The organism is Amycolatopsis sp. NPDC058278 (genome assembly GCF_042881395.1).
Taxonomy (GTDB): domain Bacteria; phylum Actinomycetota; class Actinomycetes; order Mycobacteriales; family Pseudonocardiaceae; genus Amycolatopsis.
Genome location: NZ_JBHVXZ010000015.1, coordinates 65,887 through 82,600, shown reverse-complemented (window position 1 = coordinate 82,600; position 16,714 = coordinate 65,887). Strand labels below are relative to the sequence as shown.

Here is a 16,714-nt window from a genome sequence, read left to right as displayed (position 1 = left end):
ACGTGATGCGCACACGAACGTGCATGGCAGCGGCCGCGGCCGTCCTCTTGGTGCTCACCACCGGCGGCCAGGCCGGCGCCGCCCAGCCCGACGGACCGCAGGTGTACGAGGTGACCGGCGCCGCCACGGCCCAGCAGCGCACCGAGGTCGCCCGGACCGGCGCCGACATCCTCGACGCCGACGGGACGACGACCACGGTCATCGCCAATCCCGGCGAAGCGGCCCAGCTGCGCGCGCAGGGCTTCGGCGTCAAGGCCCTCGGCAAGGTCAACCGGCCGCAGGGCACCGCCACCGTCGAGGACTTCCCGGCCGGCTACACCGGCTACCACACGTACGCGGAGACGCAGACCGAGCTGCAGAAGGCCGTCGCGAACTACCCGGCGCTCACCAAGCTGGGCAGCGCCGGCACCTCCTACGAAGGCCGCGCCCTCTCACTGATCAAGATCAGCGACAACGCCGCCACCGACGAGAACGAGCCCGAGGTGCTCTTCACCTGCAACCAGCACGCGCGCGAGCACCTCACCACGGAGATGTGCCTGCACATCGTCCAGCGGCTGACCAGCGGGTACGCGACGAACAGTGCAATCAAGCGGCTCGTCGACAGCACCGAAATCTGGGTGATCCCCAGCGTCAACCCCGACGGCTCCGAGTACGACATCTCCGGCGGCACGTTCCACAGCTGGCGCAAGAACCGCCAGGGCCCCGGCACCGACACCAACCGCAACTGGGGCTACAAGTGGGGCTGCTGCGGCGGCTCGTCGGGCTCGACGTCCAGCGAGACCTACCGCGGCACGGCGGCGTTCTCCGTGCCCGAGACCCGGGCCGTCTCGAACTGGGTGAACTCGCGCGCGGTCGGCGGCGTCCAGCAGATCAAGACGCACATCGACTTCCACACCTACTCCGAGCTGGTGCTCTGGCCGTTCGGCTACACCTACGCCGACACCGCGCCGGGCTTGACCGCGGCGGAGGCGCAGAAGTTCCAGGCGCTCGGGAAGCAGATGGCCGCGACCAACGGCTACACGCCGGAGCAGTCCAGCGACCTCTACATCACCGACGGCAGCGTCAACGACTGGATGTGGGCGACGCACAAGATCTGGAGCTTCACCTTCGAGATGTACCCGAAGGGCAGCAGCCCGGGCTTCTACCCGCGCGACACCCAGATCGTCCCGCAGACCACGCGCAACGACGCGGCCGTCGACATCCTGATCAACGCGGCGATCACCGGCTGACGCGCCGGGCGCGGTCTAGGGTCTGGACATGCCTCTGTTCTCGTTCGAAGGGCTCAGCCCGCAGGTCCACCCGGACGCCTGGATCGCGCCCACCGCCACGCTCATCGGCGACGTCGTCGTCGAAAAGGACGCCTCGGTCTGGTTCGGCGCGGTGATCCGGGCCGACTTCGGCCGGATCGTCATCCGCGAGGGCGCCAACATCCAGGACAACTCGGTGATCCACGTCAACGACGGCGTCTGCGAAGTGGGCAAGAACGTCACCGTGGGCCACCAGTGCCTCGTGCACGACTGCACGATCGAGGAGCAGGCGCTGATCGGCAACGGCTCGACCGTGCTCGACAAGGCGAAGATCGGCGCGCGGGCGCTCGTCGCGGCCGGGGCGACGGTCACGCCGGCGACGGAGGTGCCGCCGGAAGTGATCGCGATGGGCAGCCCGGCGAAGAAGTTCGTCCCCCTGACCGACTCGGCGCGGATGTGGGTCGAGCACAACGCGGCGATCTACCAGGAGCTGGCGCGCCGGCACCGCGCCGGAACAAAACCGGTTTGACCCTCCAGTAACTGGAGACTCTAGCTTCGGGGCATGGCTCCGAAGAAGAAACTCACCCACCAGGTCACCCTGGAACTCACCGCGGGCAACGCCCCGGTCGTCGACCTCGGCAAGATGCTGGGGCAGACCGGGGTCAACCTCGTCGAGATCAAGAAGACCTACGACGCGGCGACGGCGGCCCAGCGCGGCGACATCGTGCCGGTGGTCGTCTCGGTGTTCGAGGACCGCTCGTTCGAGCTCCGGCTCAAGACGCCCCCGACGTCGTTCCTCATCAAGAAAGCGTTGGGGGACAAGGGCTCTCCACGGCCGGGGCACGAGGTCGCGGGCAAGCTGACGGAGGCTCAGCTGCGGGAGATCGCCGAGCGCAAGCTGCCCGACCTGAACACCTCGGACGTCGAGGCGGCGATGCGCACGATCGCGGGCACGGCCCGTTCGATGGGTGTCGTGGTCGTGCCCTGACCGTCGGGCGGACGGGCTTGCGGGCGGAGTGGACTACGCTCTTCCCCGCAGCAGCGACTGGCGCCATCGAGGTGGAGCACCACCGGGAAGCGACGACGAGGCCGGCACCGCGCGCCTGGGTGAAGGCCACTCCAGAGGCGGAGTACGCCATGACACACCAGCCGAAACTGACCGCACTCGCCGCCGCCGATCCCGCCATCGCCGGGCTCGTCGAGGACGAAGCCAAGCGGCAGCACGACAAGATCCGCCTGATCGCGTCGGAGAACTACGTCTCGCAGGCCGTGCTCGAAGCCACCGGCACCGTGCTCACGAACAAGTACTCCGAGGGCTACGCGGGCAAGCGGTACTACGAGGGCCAGCAGTTCATCGACCAGGTCGAGCAGCTCGCCATCGAGCGGGCGAAGGCCGTGTTCGGCGCCGACCACGCGAACGTCCAGCCGTACTCCGGGTCTCCGGCCAACCTGGCCGTGTACCTGGCCTTCGCGCAGCCGGGCGACACCGTGCTCGGCATGGCGCTGCCCGACGGCGGCCACCTCACGCACGGCTGGAGCGTGTCCGCCACCGGCAAGTGGTTCACGCCGGTGCGCTACGGCGTCGCGAAGGAGACCGGCCGCGTCGACCTCGACCAGGTGCGCGACCTCGCCCGGCAGCACCGACCGAAGCTGATCTTCGCCGGCGGGACGGCGATCCCGCGCACCATCGACTTCCCGGCGTTCGCCGAGATCGCCGCCGAGGTGGACGCGGTCCTCGTCGCCGACATCGCGCACATCGCCGGCCTGATCGCGGGCGGCGCGCACCCGTCGCCGGTCGGGCACGCGCAGGTGATCACGACGACCACGCACAAGACCCTGCGCGGCCCGCGCGGCGCGATGATCCTTTCCGACGCCGACCACGCCAAGGCCGTCGACAAGGCGGTGTTCCCGGGGCTGCAGGGCGGCCCGCACAACCACACGACCGCGGCGATCGCGGTCGCGCTGGGTGAGGCCCAGCAGCCGTCGTTCAGCGACTACGCCCACACCGTCGTCGCGAACGCCCGCGCGCTGGCCGACGCGCTGCTGGCCTGCGGTTACGACCTCGTGTCCGGTGGCACCGACAACCACCTGCTGCTGATCGACCTGACGAACAAGGGTGTCGCGGGCAAGCCGGCCGCGCAGGCCCTCGACCGCGCGGGCATCGAGCTGAACTACAACACGGTGCCGTTCGACCCGCGCAAGCCCTTCGACCCGTCCGGCATCCGGCTCGGCACGTCCGCGATCACGACGCGCGGTCTGCGGCCGGAGCACCAGGTCCAGGTGGCGGAGTGGATCGACCGCACGGTGACGGCGGCCGCGGCTTCCGAGGAGGCCGCGCTGGACGCGATCGCCGCGGAGATCCGCGAGTTCCTGGCGCCGTTCCCGATCCCGGGCTACTCCGCCTGACGCAGGATTTCGACGGCCGTCGCGTGCAGTCCCGGCGCGGCGGCGAGGAAGCTGCCCGCCGACGGCGTCCACGGGGCGCCGTCGGCGGTGGTGACCACCGCGCCGGCCTCCCGCGCGATCAGGGCGGCGCCGGCCAGGTTGGCCGCGTCGCGGCCGTACTGCCAGAAGAGGTCCAGCCGCCCGGCGGCGACGTCGGCGACCTGCCAGGACGTCGGCCCGAGGTTCCGCACGGCAGCGACCTGTCCGAGCATCGCGGTCAGCGACCGCCCGGCCGCTTCCGCGACCCCGGGCTGCTTCGCGACGAACGGCGGTTGGCTGGTCGCCGCGATGACCGCGTCCAGGCTCTTCTTCCGCGAGGGTTCGACGGGTGTGCCGTTCCGGTGCGCGCCCTCGCCTCTCCGGGCCGCGTAGGTCTCCTTCAGCCACGGCGAGTGCAGCACGGCGAGCTCCGGTTCGCCGTCGCGCACCAGCGTCACGGTGAGGCAGTACTGCGGCAGGCCCTGGAGGAGCTGGACGGCGCCGTCGAGGGCGTCCACCACCCAGACTTCGCCGCCGGGCAGGTCGTCGAACTCGTCCGCCCACGCCGCTCCGGGCCGGATCCCGGTGAGCGCGGCGCGGAGGCTCGCGGCCAGCGGGTCGTCGATCGCCCCGAACACCGAGGCGAGTTCTTCGAAGGTGGCGGGCGGCCGCTCCGGGGCGCGGACGCCGGCGGCCAGGGTTTCCACGATGTCGATCACGGATTTCAGCATGAGGCCAGGATTAGGCTCCGTTGGCGCCGGAAAGTACTCCCGGGCGTCGAGTCGAGCGAAACCGGACTTCGAAGTGCCTCTTTTGACGGAAATCGAACAGCGAGTCGTCTCCGCGCTGCAGGTGGACGGCCGCGCCGGGCCCGGTCGGATCGCCGAGGTCCTCGATCTCTCGCCGCGCACGGTCACTCGCGTGATCGCGCGGCTCAAGGCCGACGGCCGGTTGAGCGTGGTCTGCGTTCCGAATCCCGCACACGGCTTGCGTGGCGCGCTGCTTCTGCGGGTGAAGGTGCTTCGCGGCCGGACATCGGTGATCGCCGACGCGCTCGCGAAGCGCGACGACGTCCTCTTCGTCGACATCCTCGCCGGCGGCGAAGAGATCAGCGCCGTCGCGCTCGGCGGTCTCGACGGGCGGCTGGTGCACGACGCCTTGCCGTCGACGTCCGCGGTCACCGAGCTGCGCGCGCACTCGATCCTGCACGTGTTCTCCGACGCGACCCGGTGGCGAACCGGCCTGCTCACCGCCGGCGAGGTCGCCGCGCTGACTCCGCCGCCACCCGGCGAGGACGTGCCGCTCGACGAACTCGACCGGCGGCTGCTGAACCGGCTCGCCGCCGACGCCCGGCTGGGCCCCGGCGACCTGGTCGCGGAAGCGCCGGAATCCACCGTCCGCCGTCGCCTCGACCGGCTGACCGCGGCCGGGCGCCTCCGCACCTACGCGAACATCGACGTCCGTGCGCTGGGCCTCGAGGTCGACGCGAACGTCTGGATGACCGTCCCGCCCGGCAGGCTCGACGACGTCGGACAAGCGCTCGCGAGCCACCCGATGGTCCACGGCACCCTCGCCACGACCGGTGTCACGAACCTGATGGCCGCTGTCTGGTGCCGGGATCTGAGCGATCTCTACGCCTTCGTCACCAGCCTCGACGTCCCCTCCGCCGAGGTCACCGTGGTTGCCGGAGCGGTCAAGCGCGGTGGGAGACCGGGGTCACAGAAAATTTGATTGCACGATACAAGCGTCCGAGGAATACTTGGCTCAAGCAAGTAGTTGAGAGGTGCAAGCAACTGCGCCGGAGACTTTCCGAGGGAGACCACCATGAGCGACACCACCACGGCGGAAGGAGCAGCCGCCACGAACGGCAAACTGACCCATCGCCAGATCCTGACCGTGCTGTCCGGGCTGATGCTCGGCATGTTCCTCGCCGCACTCGACCAGACCATCGTGTCGAGCTCGATGCGCACCATCGCCGACGAGCTCCACGGCCTGTCCCTGCAGGCCTGGGCCACCACCGCCTACCTCATCACCGCCACGCTCTCGACGCCGCTGTACGGCAAGCTGTCCGACCTCTACGGCCGCAAGCCCATGTACCTGACGGCGATCTCGCTGTTCCTCGTCGGCTCGCTGGCCAGCGGCATGGCGACGTCGATGTACGAACTCGCCGCGTTCCGCGCCTTCCAGGGCCTGGGTGCCGGTGGCCTGATGTCCCTCGCCCTGGCCATCATCACCGACATCACCGCGCCGCGTGAGCGCAGCAAGTACCAGGGCTACTTCATGGCGGTGTTCGGCATCTCGAGCGTCGCCGGCCCGGTCGTCGGCGGGTTCTTCGCCGGTATCGACACCTTCGCCGGCATCACCGGCTGGCGCTGGGTCTTCCTGGTCAACGTCCCGATCGCGCTCGCCGCGCTGGTCGTCGTCACCAAGGTGCTGAACTTCCCGCACACCCGCGTGGACCAGAAGGTCGACTACTGGGGTGCCGTGGCGCTGGCCACCGGCCTGGTGCCGCTGCTGATCGTCGCCGAGCAGGGCCGCGAGTGGGGCTGGGGCTCCGCCGCTTCGATCGCGATGTACGTCGTCGGCGGGCTGGGCGTGGCCGCGTTCGTCTGGATCGAACGCCGGATGGGCGACGCAGCCCTGCTGCCGCTGCGCCTGTTCAACCGGCCGGTGTTCCGGATGTCGACGATCGTCACCGTCGTGCAGGGTGCCGGGATGTTCGGCGCGATGATGTCGCTGCCGCTGTACCTGCAGATCGTCAAGGGCGCGACGCCGACCCAGGCCGGCCTGCAGATGCTCCCGCTGACCCTCGGCATCATGCTCGCCAGCCTCGGCAGCGGCGTGGTGATCTCCCGGACCGGCCGGTACAAGATGTTCGCGGTGGCCGGGGTCGGCCTGATGGCGGCGGCGCTGTTCGCGCTGTCGACGATCACCGTCGACACCTCGCTGGCCCTGGTCATGGTGATCGCCTTCGTGATCGGCCTCGGCCTCGGCGCCTCGATGCAGACGCTGGTGCTGGCCGCGACCAACGACGTCCGCCCGCAGGACATCGGCGTCGCCACCTCGGCGGCGACGTTCTTCCGGCAGATCGGCGGCACGGCGGGCACCGCGGTGTTCCTGTCGATCCTGTTCGGCACGGTCGGCGACCGGATCGCGAACGCCATCCGCTCGGCGATGACCACGCCGGCCTACACGGCGGCGCTGGCGCAGCACCCGGAGTTCGCGAAGCAGATGCAGAGCGGCCTCGACGTCAACGACACGTCGTTCCTGTCGACGCTCGACCCGACGCTGGCCCGGCCGATCCTGCAGGGCTTCGCCGAGTCGATGAGCACGGTGTTCCTGGTCGGCGGGATCGTGCTGGCCGTCGGCTTCGCGCTGGTGTGGTTCCTCAAGGAGAAGCCGCTGTCGGACAAGTCGGCCATGGAGCAGCGCGCGGAGGCCGAGGCGGACGCTCCGGCACTCGCCCTGGCGCACTGATCGCGTGAAAAAGGCCCCCCGGGAAGCTTCCCGGGGGGCCTTTTCGCGTGCGGGCTAGTGGGCCGCGCCGCCGTTGGCCTTCTCCTTGGCCAGGCGGTCGGTCTCGCGCTCGTACGACCGGCCGATCTCGGCCTCGGCCTCGGTGCGGCCGACCCAGGACGAGCCTTCGACGCTCTTGCCGGGCTCCAGGTCCTTGTAGACCTCGAAGAAGTGCTGGATCTCCAGGCGGTGGAACTCGTTCATGTGGTGGATGTCGCGCAGGTGCTCGAGGCGCGGGTCGTTCGACGGAACGGCGATGACCTTGTCGTCCGGGCCCTTCTCGTCGGTCATCCGGAACATGCCGATCGCGCGGCAGCGGATCAGGCACCCGGGGAAGGTGGGCTCCTGGACGAGCACCATCACGTCCAGGGGGTCGCCGTCCTGCCCGAGGGTGTCGTCGATGAACCCGTAGTCGGCCGGGTACTGCGTGGCCGTGAACAGGGTCCGGTCCAGCTTGATGCGGCCGGTCTTGTGGTCGACCTCGTACTTGTTGCGCTCCCCTTTGGGGATTTCGATCGTGACGTCGAACTCCACGCCGTCCTCGCTGCTTCTTTATCGGGTTCGGGCATGCCCGCGTCGCGGGCGGCAACCTTCAGGACTGTCTTGACGTCTCCTAGTGTGGACTACGCCCTGGCCGCGGGTCGCATCGATGTCGGCCACGCGGTATGTGAGCTTGGCCCCTCCCGGGGCAGGTGAGAAGGAGTGGTGGGTGCCGGAAAACGACCAGCCGATGTGGCCTTCGTCGGACGAAGACCGCTCGTCGTCCGGCGCGCGGGAGACCACTCCGATGTCCCTGCCGGCCCCGCCGGAGGGCGCGCCGGGCGGCCCCGCCGTGCCCAAGGTCACAGGCAGCGAGGCGCCGAAGGGATCGTGGTTCGCGCCGAACGTGCCGCCCGAGCCGGTCCCCGGCCTCAACGCCCCGGTGGAGGAGGAGCCGCCGCCCCCGCCGTCCCCGGCCAAGCAGGACCTCGCCGACCGCCTGGGCAGCCGTGCGCCGAAGCAGCAGCCCGCGGCCCAGCAGGCCCCGGCGGCCCAGTCGCCGCCCGCGAAGCAGCCCCCGGCGGAGTCCGTCGAGCAGAGCACTCAGTACATCCAGGTCGAGCAGCCCGAGCCGGAGCCTGCCGCGCCGTCGTCGGCCGGGGAGCGCACCCAGTACGTCGAGCAGCCCGAGCCGGAGCCCGCCGCGCCGTCGCCGGGCGGGGAGCGCACCCAGTACATCGAGGTGAAGCCGTCCGGGCCGGTGCCGGTGGTGCCGATCGAGCGCCACGTCCCGCCCGGGCAGGAGCCGAAGCCCGAGGAGCCGCAGCAACAGTGGCGTGACGAGCTGAAGCACTGGCGCGAGGAGCAGCAGCGCCGAGAAGAGCAGCTGAACCGCGAGACCGGACAGCGCCGCGAAGAGCCGGCGGCCCAGCAGCAGCCCGCCGCACCCTGGAGCCAGCGCCTCGAACTGCGGGAGGATCGCGTCGCCGACCGGCCGGCCGAACCGGGTGACCGCCGTCCCGCGCTGCCGCCGGAGCCGCCGCGCGGGGTGGTGCCGTCGGCGTCCGCCGGTTCGCTCGCCCGGCCGCAGCGGATCGAACCCGACGGGCAGCGGTTCGACGCCGAGGCGACCGTCGGGATCGAGCGGCCCACCCAGTTCCCCGGCGTCTTCCAGCAGCAGCCCCAGCTCCGCGGCGACCAGCCCCGCGCCGAGCAGCGGGCCGAGCCGCCCGCCGAGCCGCCGTCGCCACCCGCGGCCGAAGCGCCGGCCGCGGCGGAGCCGCCGAAGAAGAAGCGGCGCAAGGGCAAGCTGATCGCGCTCGTCGTGGTCGTCCTCCTGGTGCTCGCCGGTGGCGGGGTCGCCGCGGCGACGCCGAAGGTGGCGAACCGGCTGGGCCTGCCGTGGGCACCGAACGCGCCCAAGGGCGAACCGCCGTCGCCGTCCGCGGCCACGCGTCAGCTGCAGGGGCCGGCCACGTCCGGGACGGCCCCGACCGCGAACGGCGTCAAGTCCGCGCTGGCCTCGGCGGCCGGCAACAGCGCGCTCGGGCAGCTCACCGGCAGCGTGACCGACCCGGTGACCGGGACCGTGCTGTGGGACCACGGGTCGTCGACGCCGGTGACACCCGCCTCGACGACGAAGGTGCTCACGTCCGCGGCCGCGCTGCTCTCGCTGGACCAGAACCTGCGGCTGTCGACCAAGATCGTGCAGGGTGCGGACCCGGGCACGGTGATCCTGGTCGGTGGCGGCGACACGACGCTCACCAACCTGCCGCTGGGCACGGACTCCCCGCTGTACCCGGGGGCCGCGCACGTCGACGACCTCGTCGCGCAGGTCAAGAAGGCGGCACCGGGCGTCAAGAAGGTGCAGGTCGACCTGACGCTGTTCAAGGGACCGACGACCGCGCCGGGCTGGGCGGCGGGCGACGCGCCGTCGACCTACGCGACGCAGATGTCCCCGGTGATGGCCGACGGCGGCCGCATCAACGCCAAGGACAACAACTCGCAGCGCACGGCGAACGCGGGCACCGCGCTGGCGTCGTCGATCGCCTCGAAGCTGGGGGCTTCGGCGGGCGGCCAGGCGACCGCGCCCAAGGACGCGAAGGTGGTCGGCGAGGTCAAGTCGGCCCCGCTGACGGAGCTGGTGTCCGACCTGATGGTGCTGTCCGACGACGTCCTCGCCGAGGCGATCGCCCGGCAGGTCGCGCTCGCGAACGGCGAAGAGGCCAGTTACGCCGGCGGCGCCAAGGCGACCATCAAGGTCCTGAAGGACCACGGCTTCGACGTCTCGGGTGTCGCGCTGTCCGACGGCAGCGGCATCTCGTCGCTGAACCGCATCCCGGCGCGGCTGCTGACCCAGCTGCTGGCGGCCGCGGCGACGCAGGAGGGCAAAAACCCGGGCACGGCGAAGCTGCGCCCGGTGCTGGCCGGCCTCCCGGTCGCCGGTGGCTCGGGCACCCTCGCGGACGGGCGGTTCGACACGGCGGCGTCACAGGCAGGCCGCGGCTGGGTGCGGGCCAAGACCGGCACGCTCACCGGGGTCAACACCCTCGCCGGGCTGGTCCTCGACCAGGACGGCCGGGTGCTGGTGTTCGCGTTCATGTCCACCGGCTCCGACACCGACACCGGCCGGGACGCCCTCGACGCCCTCGCGACCAGCCTGCGCAAGTGCGGCTGCGCCTAGCGGACGCCGAACCGTACGAAGATCGTGGCCGGAAACCGGCACCGGGGCAGGTAGCGTCGGAAGGGTGAGTCAGGAAACGCAGACCCGGCCCATGGTCGACTGGGCGATCGCCGCGCAGACCGGCGCGCTGCTGGTGCGCGGGGGCCCGCAGGTGCCGCGGGAACGGGCCGAAGAGGCCGTGACCGACCTGCGCGAGCTGACCGTCGAGGCCGAGGGGCACGTGCGGCAGCTGACGAACCTGGGACTCGACCTGCCGCTGCTGCCCGGCGAGGTCGTCGACCGTCCCGGCTGGGTGCGGTCGGCCGCGGCCGGGCTGGACGCGCTGACCGGGCGGGCGCTGCCGCAGCAGGGCGGACCGCTCGGGCCGATCCTGGCCGGCGGTGCCGGTGTCCAGACCGGACTGGTGCTCGCCTTCCTCGCGAGCCGGGTCCTCGGCCAGTACGACCCCTTCGGCGGCCCCGAGCGCGCCGGCACGCTGCTGCTGGTGGCGCCGAACGTCGTCGCCGCCGAGCAGGCGATGGACGTGCCCGGCCACGACTTCCGGCTCTGGGTCTGCCTGCACGAGTGCACCCACCGGCTCCAGTTCACCGCGGTCAAGTGGCTGCGCGACTACTTCGCCGACGAGGTCGAGCGGCTCGTCTCCGGGCTCGCGGGCGGCGGCACCGACAGCCTGTCCGACCTGTTCGGCCGCCTGCCGGAGGCGATCAAGCAGGGCCCGAAGCTGAACCTGGCCGAGCTGCTCCAGTCACCGAAGGAACGCGCGGTGTTCGACCGGCTGCTGGCGCTCTCGACGCTCCTGGAGGGGCACGCCGACTACGTCATGGACGCCGTCGGGCCGCAGGTCGTGCCGAGCGTCGACCGGATCCGCGCGCGGTTCACCGCCCGGCGGAAGGGCGGCGGCGTCTTCGACCGGCTGTTGCGCGCGCTGCTCGGCGTCGACGCGAAGATCCGTCAGTACGAAGAAGGCGCGAAGTTCACGAAGCACGTCGTGGACGCCGTCGGCATGGACGGCTTCAACGCCGTCTGGCGGTCGCCGAACACCCTGCCCTCGCGCGCCGAGATCGCCGACCCGGCGGCGTGGGTCCGGCGCCTGCACGGATGACCGGGCCGGCGGTCGCGGCCGTCCGCCGGGCTGTGCGTGCCTTCCTGGAGGGCACCGAGGCGCCGCCCGAGCTCTGCGTCGCGGTTTCCGGCGGCGCCGACTCGCTCGCGCTGGCCGAGGCGGCCGCGTACGTCGGGCACCACCGCGGGCACGTCGTCCGCGCGCTGGTCGTCGACCACGGCCTGCAGGAGGGCTCGGCGAAGGTCGCGGCCGACGCGGCCGCCGCGGCGAAGGCACTGGGCGCCGACGAAGCCGAGGTGCGCCGGGTCGACGTGACCGGCCCGGGCGGCCCGGAAGCCGCGGCGCGCAAGGCCCGCTACCGGGCGCTCGCCGGGCACGGCCTCGTGCTGCTCGGCCACACCCTCGACGACCAGGCCGAAACGGTCCTGCTCGGGCTCGGCCGCGGTTCCGGTCCGCGCAGCGTCGCCGGGATGCGGCCGCACGATCCGCCGTGGGGGCGTCCGCTGCTCGCCGTCGGCCGGGCCACCACCCGGGCGGCGTGCGCCGAGCTCGGTGTCGAGCCGTGGGACGACCCGCACAACGCCGAGCCGCGCTTCACCCGCGTCCGGCTGCGCACCGAAGTCCTGCCGCTCCTGGAGGACGTCCTCAACGGCGGGGTGGCGGCCGCACTCGCCCGCACGGCCGCGCAGCTGCGGGAGGACAACGAGGCGTTGGACACAGTGGCGGAGGCGATCTTCACCCGCGCGGGCGGCCCCGATGGGCTGGATGTGGGCGTCCTCACGGCGGAGCCCGCGGCGGTCCGGCGGCGGGTTCTCCGCAGGTGGCTGCTGGCTTCGGACGTGCGCGAACTCACGGACGCCCACCTCCGCGCGGTCGACGCGCTCGTCGCCCGGTGGCGCGGTCAGGGCGGCGTCTGGTTGCCGGGCAACTTGGAAGCGCGCCGGGCGCATGGCAGGCTCTGCGTCGTCTCCCAACCCACCACCCGAGGGGAATGACCCGTGTACGAGGGCGAAATCGCCTCCGTGCTCGTCACCGAGCAGCAGATCAAGGACAAGATCGCGGAGTTGTCGGAGCAGATCGCCGCCGACTATCCGGCCAACGGGCAGGGCGAACTCCTGCTGGTGGGCGTCCTGAAGGGTGCGGTCATGTTCATGACCGACTTCGCCCGTGCGCTGCCGCTGCCGACGCAGCTGGAATTCATGGCCGTGTCCTCCTACGGGTCGGCGACGTCGTCGTCCGGCGTCGTGCGCATCCTCAAGGACCTCGACCGCGACATCGCGGGCCGGGACGTCCTGATCGTCGAGGACATCGTCGACTCCGGCTTGACGCTGTCGTGGCTGCTGAAGAACCTCGCCAGCCGCAACCCCGCGTCGCTCGAGGTCGTCTCGCTGCTGCGCAAGCCGGAAGCGGTGAAGGTCGACGTGCCGGTGAAGTACATCGGCTTCGACATCCCCAACGAGTTCGTCGTCGGCTACGGCCTCGACTACGCCGAGCGGTACCGGGACCTGCCCTACATCGGCACCCTGGACCCGAAGGTCTACTCGGCGTAGTGCACCGGCGGAGTTCACCGACCGTTCACCGCAACTACCGGATTTGCGGAACCCGGGCTTCGCGGATTGCGTCATAGGCTCTGATCACGTGCGTTAACCTATGCGAAGACCAATCGTGCCCGCGGTGACCGGGTCGGGGGAACGGGAGAGAGTGCAGATGGGGAACAGCAGCGCTGCCGACGCGAACGCCTTCAAGGCCGCGGCCGCGGCGGGTCAGGTCGGAATCGACCCCGACGCCGCCCAGACCGTGCTGAACAAGATCCGCACGGGCAAGGACGCGGTCGAGGCCCTGCTCGCCGGCGCGGGCACGCTCGCCCAGCCGCCGCAGCTCGGTGACAACCCGGTCGGTCACGCGATGGCCGCGAAGTTCGTCCAGCGTGCGGACGGCGGCGGCGACTCCTACGCCGCCGCGCTGCAGAACCTGCTCGAGCAGTACTCCGCCGCCGAAGAGGGCATCGTCACGGCGATGGCCCGGTACCACGAGATCGACCAGGCCGCGGCCGACCCGTTCCGTAACGTCTGAGTCCAGAGGGGGATTTCGAAGTCATGGCTCCGAACCAAAGCGACCAGCCGTCGAAGACCACTCCGGGCCCTGCTGATCAGGGCTCGCTCGTCCCGCTCGGTGACAACTCGGCGTCGCAGAACATCGTCGAGAGCGCCCGCGGCCGGTCCGACGGCTTCGACGTCGGCGACGACCGCGCGATCGCCGACCCGCCGAACTGGGACGCCCAGAACAGCAACCAGCTCTACCACGCCGCGCGCGACAACAACGAGCCCGGCACGGCGGAAGCGACCGGGCACGTGTGGGCGCACCACGGTACCGAGCTGAAGCAGGCGTCGGATCACCTCTACAACGCGATCGCCGAGCTGGGCAACGCGTGGGTCGGCAAGGGTGCCGCGGGTGCGCAGGGCGCGCTCGTGGCGATCGCGAACTCCGGTTCGCAGGCCTCCGAGGCCGCGCACACGATGTCCGACCGGCTCTACCGGCAGTCCGCGGCGGCCGCGCAGGTCAAGCAGATGCCGAAGCCCGTGGACTTCGACCCGAACATGGCCATGGCGCTGGCGCTGGCCGGCGGCCCGGCGACGCTGACGGACGACCAGAAGGTCCAGTACGACGCGGCCAACGACGTCAAGGCGCAGCAGGTCGCGATGTTCAACGCCTACACGCAGACGATGAGCGAGATCGACAGCTCGACCCCGAGCTTCGGCCCGGAGTCGCTCGGCATGCAGCCGACGGCGTCGCACAACTCCATCTCGTTCAACGCGGTGAACAGCGTCGGCAACATGGGCTCGGTGGACAGCCTGCCGGGCGCGGGCGGCGCGGTCTTCGCCTCCGGCGGCGCGGGCTTCAGCGGTCACGGCGGCGCGTTCGGCGCGCAGCACGCCGGGGTCGGCCCGAACGGCGGCCACGGCGGCGTCCCGGGCGCCGGCTTCGGCGCGGACGCGGCCACGCTCGGCAGCGACGGCGCCGGCGGCTCGGTCACCCCGGGAGCGGGCACCGCCACCGGCGCGGGCCACGTCGCCCCGGGCGGCGGGCAGTCGGGTGGCAGCAACCCGCTCGGCAAGATCGGCATGGGCCTCGGCCTGGGCGGGGCGGCCGGCGGCCTCGGCGCGCTGGCGTCGCGGGCCCTCGGTGCGGGCAGCAAGTCCGGCGCGAAGAAGTCCGAGAACGAAACGACCCTGGCGTCGGCCGATGGCCAGGGCCAGAGCGCGGCGTCGGCCCAGGCTCCGCAGCAGGGCGTCGTTTCGTCCGCGGGCACCATCGGCGGGCAGACCCCGCCGCCGATGAACCCGGGCATGGGCGGCATGGCCCCGCAGGGTGCCCAGGGCGAGCAGGACGAAGAGCACACGCACGCCTCCTTCCTCATCGAGGCGGACCCGGACGAGGCCTTCGGTGCGAACCAGGCGACCCCGCCGCCGGTCATCGGCGCGTGGTCCGAGGACGACGAAGACCGCTGATCCGTTCGGGCCGGGCACGCACACGGCGTGCCCGGCCCGGTTTCTCCTGGGGGTGGCTCGATGCCGAACGCTGAGCTGCTCACCCCGGTCGAGGTGGACTTCCTGTGGGAGTCGGCCGGGCTGGGCGAGCTGCCGTACCCGTTCAAGATCCCTTCGCACGGCGCGACCGTCGACGAGCGGGCGCTGCTGCGCCGCCGCACGTTGGAGGGGCTCACCGCGCGCGGTCTCGCCGACGGCCGCGGCCGGCCCGAGCCGCACGTCGAGGACTACTTCGGCGTGCTGGCCGCCCCCGAGCTGAGCCTGGACGCCATTCAGCTGATCGCCCCGGGCGCCCAGGCGCTGCTCGCGCTCGCCGGCGTGCTGGGCGGCCAGGGCCTGCTGGCCGTGCAGGACACCCGCGGCCTGCACCTGCAGCCGTGCCCGGCCGACGGGCTCGCGAGCGCGATCGTCTCGCTGCTGCCCGGTGGCCCGCGCGGGACCGAAAAGTCGATCACGGTGCCGCTGGAGCAGCTGACCAGTGGCGATTTCCTGCAGCGCCGCGGCAACGGCGACGAGCGCTCGTCGGCCGACGAGGACCGCAAGGCGCTGGCCCGGCTGCAGGCCCAGCCGCGGCTGCGCGGCGGCCAGATCGGCGCCAACGCGCGCACCCGGGTGGGCGGGCGCACCCGCACACCGGTCCTGGGCTGGTTCGACACCGAGACCGGCCGCTACTTCACCCAGGCCACCCGCGGCCACGACGGCCGGGACTGGATCACGATCGCCCCGGCCGACGCCGCCACGCTGCGCCACCGCCTCGGCGAGATGCTCGCCGGCGCCGCGACGACCAGCGCGGTCTGAGCCCGGGTTCTCCGGACGTGCCCAGCTCGCCTCCGGACCGGTCCGGTTTTGTCGGTGCCGCGGGCTACGCTGGGCAAGAGTCCGATCCGGGAGAGTAATGATGCAAGAGTTCTTCACACCAATGGCGTTCGACTTCCTGTGGGAGTCGGCGCGGGTCGGGGAGCTGCCGTACCCGCTGATCGTCCGGTCGCACGGCGCGACCGAGAACGAGCGCGTGTCGCTGCGTCACCGCGTCGACGTCGAACTCAAGGCGCGCGGTATCCGCGAACCACGCGGCAGGCTCGCGCCGCCGATCGAAGATGCCTTGCACCTGCTGGCCTTCGCCCCGCTGAGCATCGACGCGCTGCACATCCCGCAGTTCGAGGCCCCGACGGTCGGCGTCCTCGCGGCGGCCGACGACACCAAGGGCGTGCTCGCGGTCCAGGACGCCGATGGCATCTGGCTGCGGGACGTCCCGCCGGACGGTCTCGTCTCCGCCGTCATCGGGGTGCTGCCCGCCGGGCCGCGCGGCAGCGAGGCGTCGGTCACACTTCCGCTGGACGACGCCCTGCGCACCGCGCCGATCCGGGTGCCGGTGCCACTGCCGTCGTCGGGTGAGGAAGAAGACAGGCGCCGGGGCAGGACGCGCCGGACACCGCTGAGCGAACGCCTCACGGCCGACCCGCGCGAGGCCTACGGACGCATCGCCGGCCAGCCCCGGCAGCGGGGCGGTCAGCTGGCAGCGAACAGCCGTTCGCAGGTCGGGGCCAAGCAACGGTCCCGCGTGCTGGCCTGGTTCGACACCGCGACCGGGCGCTACCTGAGCCTCTCCCGCGCAGGTACGGACGGGCGCGAGTGGGTCACCGTGGCTCCCGCGGACCCGGCCACGCTGCGCACCCGGCTGGGCGAGATGGTGAGCAGTGTGTCGGACGGCACGCGATAGCGTCGACGTGTGGACACCGGTCGGGAACCCCGG

16 protein-coding genes are annotated in these 16,714 nt (G+C 71.9%); 14 read left to right on the top strand and 2 right to left on the bottom strand.

Translation table 11 applies throughout. The features are described from left to right. Nucleotides 1–23 precede the first annotated feature (23 nt). From ACFVYA_RS10530 to glyA, 4 genes are all read left to right on the top strand, one after another. On the top strand, nucleotides 24–1,229 hold the full coding sequence (locus tag ACFVYA_RS10530; protein ID WP_387044412.1) for a M14 family metallopeptidase: 1,206 nt from the start codon (nucleotides 24–26) through the stop codon (nucleotides 1,227–1,229). Between the two features lie 28 nt (nucleotides 1,230–1,257). After that, entirely contained in the window at nucleotides 1,258–1,776 is a 519-nt protein-coding gene (locus ACFVYA_RS10525; RefSeq protein ID WP_285986984.1) for a gamma carbonic anhydrase family protein, read from the top strand. A 33-nt stretch (nucleotides 1,777–1,809) separates the two neighbouring features. After that, nucleotides 1,810–2,235, top strand: a complete 426-nt coding sequence (locus ACFVYA_RS10520; RefSeq protein WP_285986983.1) for an uL11 family ribosomal protein — start codon at nucleotides 1,810–1,812, stop codon at nucleotides 2,233–2,235. A 149-nt stretch (nucleotides 2,236–2,384) separates the two neighbouring features. Continuing rightward, complete coding sequence (gene glyA, locus ACFVYA_RS10515; RefSeq protein WP_387044353.1) at nucleotides 2,385–3,653, top strand: serine hydroxymethyltransferase; 1,269 nt, start codon at nucleotides 2,385–2,387, stop codon at nucleotides 3,651–3,653. Here the strand turns inward: glyA and ACFVYA_RS10510 are convergent. Continuing rightward, entirely contained in the window at nucleotides 3,641–4,402 is a 762-nt protein-coding gene (locus ACFVYA_RS10510) for an inositol monophosphatase family protein (protein ID WP_387044352.1), read from the bottom strand. The two genes, glyA and ACFVYA_RS10510, sit on opposite strands and share 13 nt — an antisense overlap. A 73-nt stretch (nucleotides 4,403–4,475) precedes the next feature. Here ACFVYA_RS10510 and ACFVYA_RS10505 point away from each other — a divergent pair, with 73 nt between their 5' ends. Both ACFVYA_RS10505 and ACFVYA_RS10500 read left to right on the top strand, forming a co-directional pair. Continuing rightward, complete coding sequence (locus ACFVYA_RS10505) at nucleotides 4,476–5,402, top strand: Lrp/AsnC family transcriptional regulator (protein WP_387044351.1); 927 nt, start codon at nucleotides 4,476–4,478, stop codon at nucleotides 5,400–5,402. A gap of 93 nt (nucleotides 5,403–5,495) precedes the next feature. Beyond that, nucleotides 5,496–7,148: an MDR family MFS transporter gene (locus tag ACFVYA_RS10500; RefSeq protein ID WP_387044350.1), complete on the top strand. Its 1,653-nt coding sequence runs from the start codon at nucleotides 5,496–5,498 to the stop codon at nucleotides 7,146–7,148. A 54-nt stretch (nucleotides 7,149–7,202) separates the two neighbouring features. Here ACFVYA_RS10500 and ACFVYA_RS10495 read toward each other — a convergent pair whose 3' ends face one another. After that, nucleotides 7,203–7,721, bottom strand: a complete 519-nt coding sequence (locus ACFVYA_RS10495) for an inorganic diphosphatase (protein WP_285986978.1) — start codon at nucleotides 7,719–7,721, stop codon at nucleotides 7,203–7,205. Nucleotides 7,722–7,896: 175 nt separating this feature from the next. Between ACFVYA_RS10495 and dacB the strand changes: the two genes are divergently transcribed. From dacB to ACFVYA_RS10455, 8 genes are all read left to right on the top strand, one after another. Further along, on the top strand, nucleotides 7,897–10,350 hold the full coding sequence (gene dacB, locus ACFVYA_RS10490; RefSeq protein WP_387044349.1) for a D-alanyl-D-alanine carboxypeptidase/D-alanyl-D-alanine-endopeptidase: 2,454 nt from the start codon (nucleotides 7,897–7,899) through the stop codon (nucleotides 10,348–10,350). Nucleotides 10,351–10,441: 91 nt separating this feature from the next. Beyond that, nucleotides 10,442–11,452: a zinc-dependent metalloprotease gene (locus ACFVYA_RS10485; protein ID WP_285993995.1), complete on the top strand. Its 1,011-nt coding sequence runs from the start codon at nucleotides 10,442–10,444 to the stop codon at nucleotides 11,450–11,452. After that, nucleotides 11,449–12,408 (top strand): tRNA lysidine(34) synthetase TilS, encoded by a 960-nt coding sequence (gene tilS, locus ACFVYA_RS10480; protein ID WP_387044348.1) that lies wholly within the window; start codon nucleotides 11,449–11,451, stop codon nucleotides 12,406–12,408. Before ACFVYA_RS10485 ends, tilS begins: the two co-directional genes overlap by 4 nt. Before the next feature lie 3 nt (nucleotides 12,409–12,411). Continuing rightward, a complete protein-coding gene (hpt, locus tag ACFVYA_RS10475) occupies nucleotides 12,412–12,963 on the top strand; it encodes a hypoxanthine phosphoribosyltransferase (RefSeq protein ID WP_285986975.1) in 552 nt (183 codons plus the stop codon). Nucleotides 12,964–13,120: 157 nt separating this feature from the next. Beyond that, a complete protein-coding gene (locus ACFVYA_RS10470) occupies nucleotides 13,121–13,486 on the top strand; it encodes a hypothetical protein (protein WP_285986974.1) in 366 nt (121 codons plus the stop codon). Nucleotides 13,487–13,509: 23 nt separating this feature from the next. After that, on the top strand, nucleotides 13,510–14,922 hold the full coding sequence (locus ACFVYA_RS10465) for a hypothetical protein (protein ID WP_387044346.1): 1,413 nt from the start codon (nucleotides 13,510–13,512) through the stop codon (nucleotides 14,920–14,922). Nucleotides 14,923–14,982: 60 nt separating this feature from the next. Beyond that, complete coding sequence (locus ACFVYA_RS10460) at nucleotides 14,983–15,759, top strand: ESX secretion-associated protein EspG (RefSeq protein WP_387044345.1); 777 nt, start codon at nucleotides 14,983–14,985, stop codon at nucleotides 15,757–15,759. Between the two features lie 97 nt (nucleotides 15,760–15,856). Beyond that, nucleotides 15,857–16,681 carry an ESX secretion-associated protein EspG gene (locus ACFVYA_RS10455; protein WP_387044343.1) on the top strand — a complete coding sequence of 275 codons (825 nt, stop codon included), beginning with the start codon at nucleotides 15,857–15,859 and terminating at the stop codon, nucleotides 16,679–16,681. Nucleotides 16,682–16,714 lie beyond the last annotated feature (33 nt).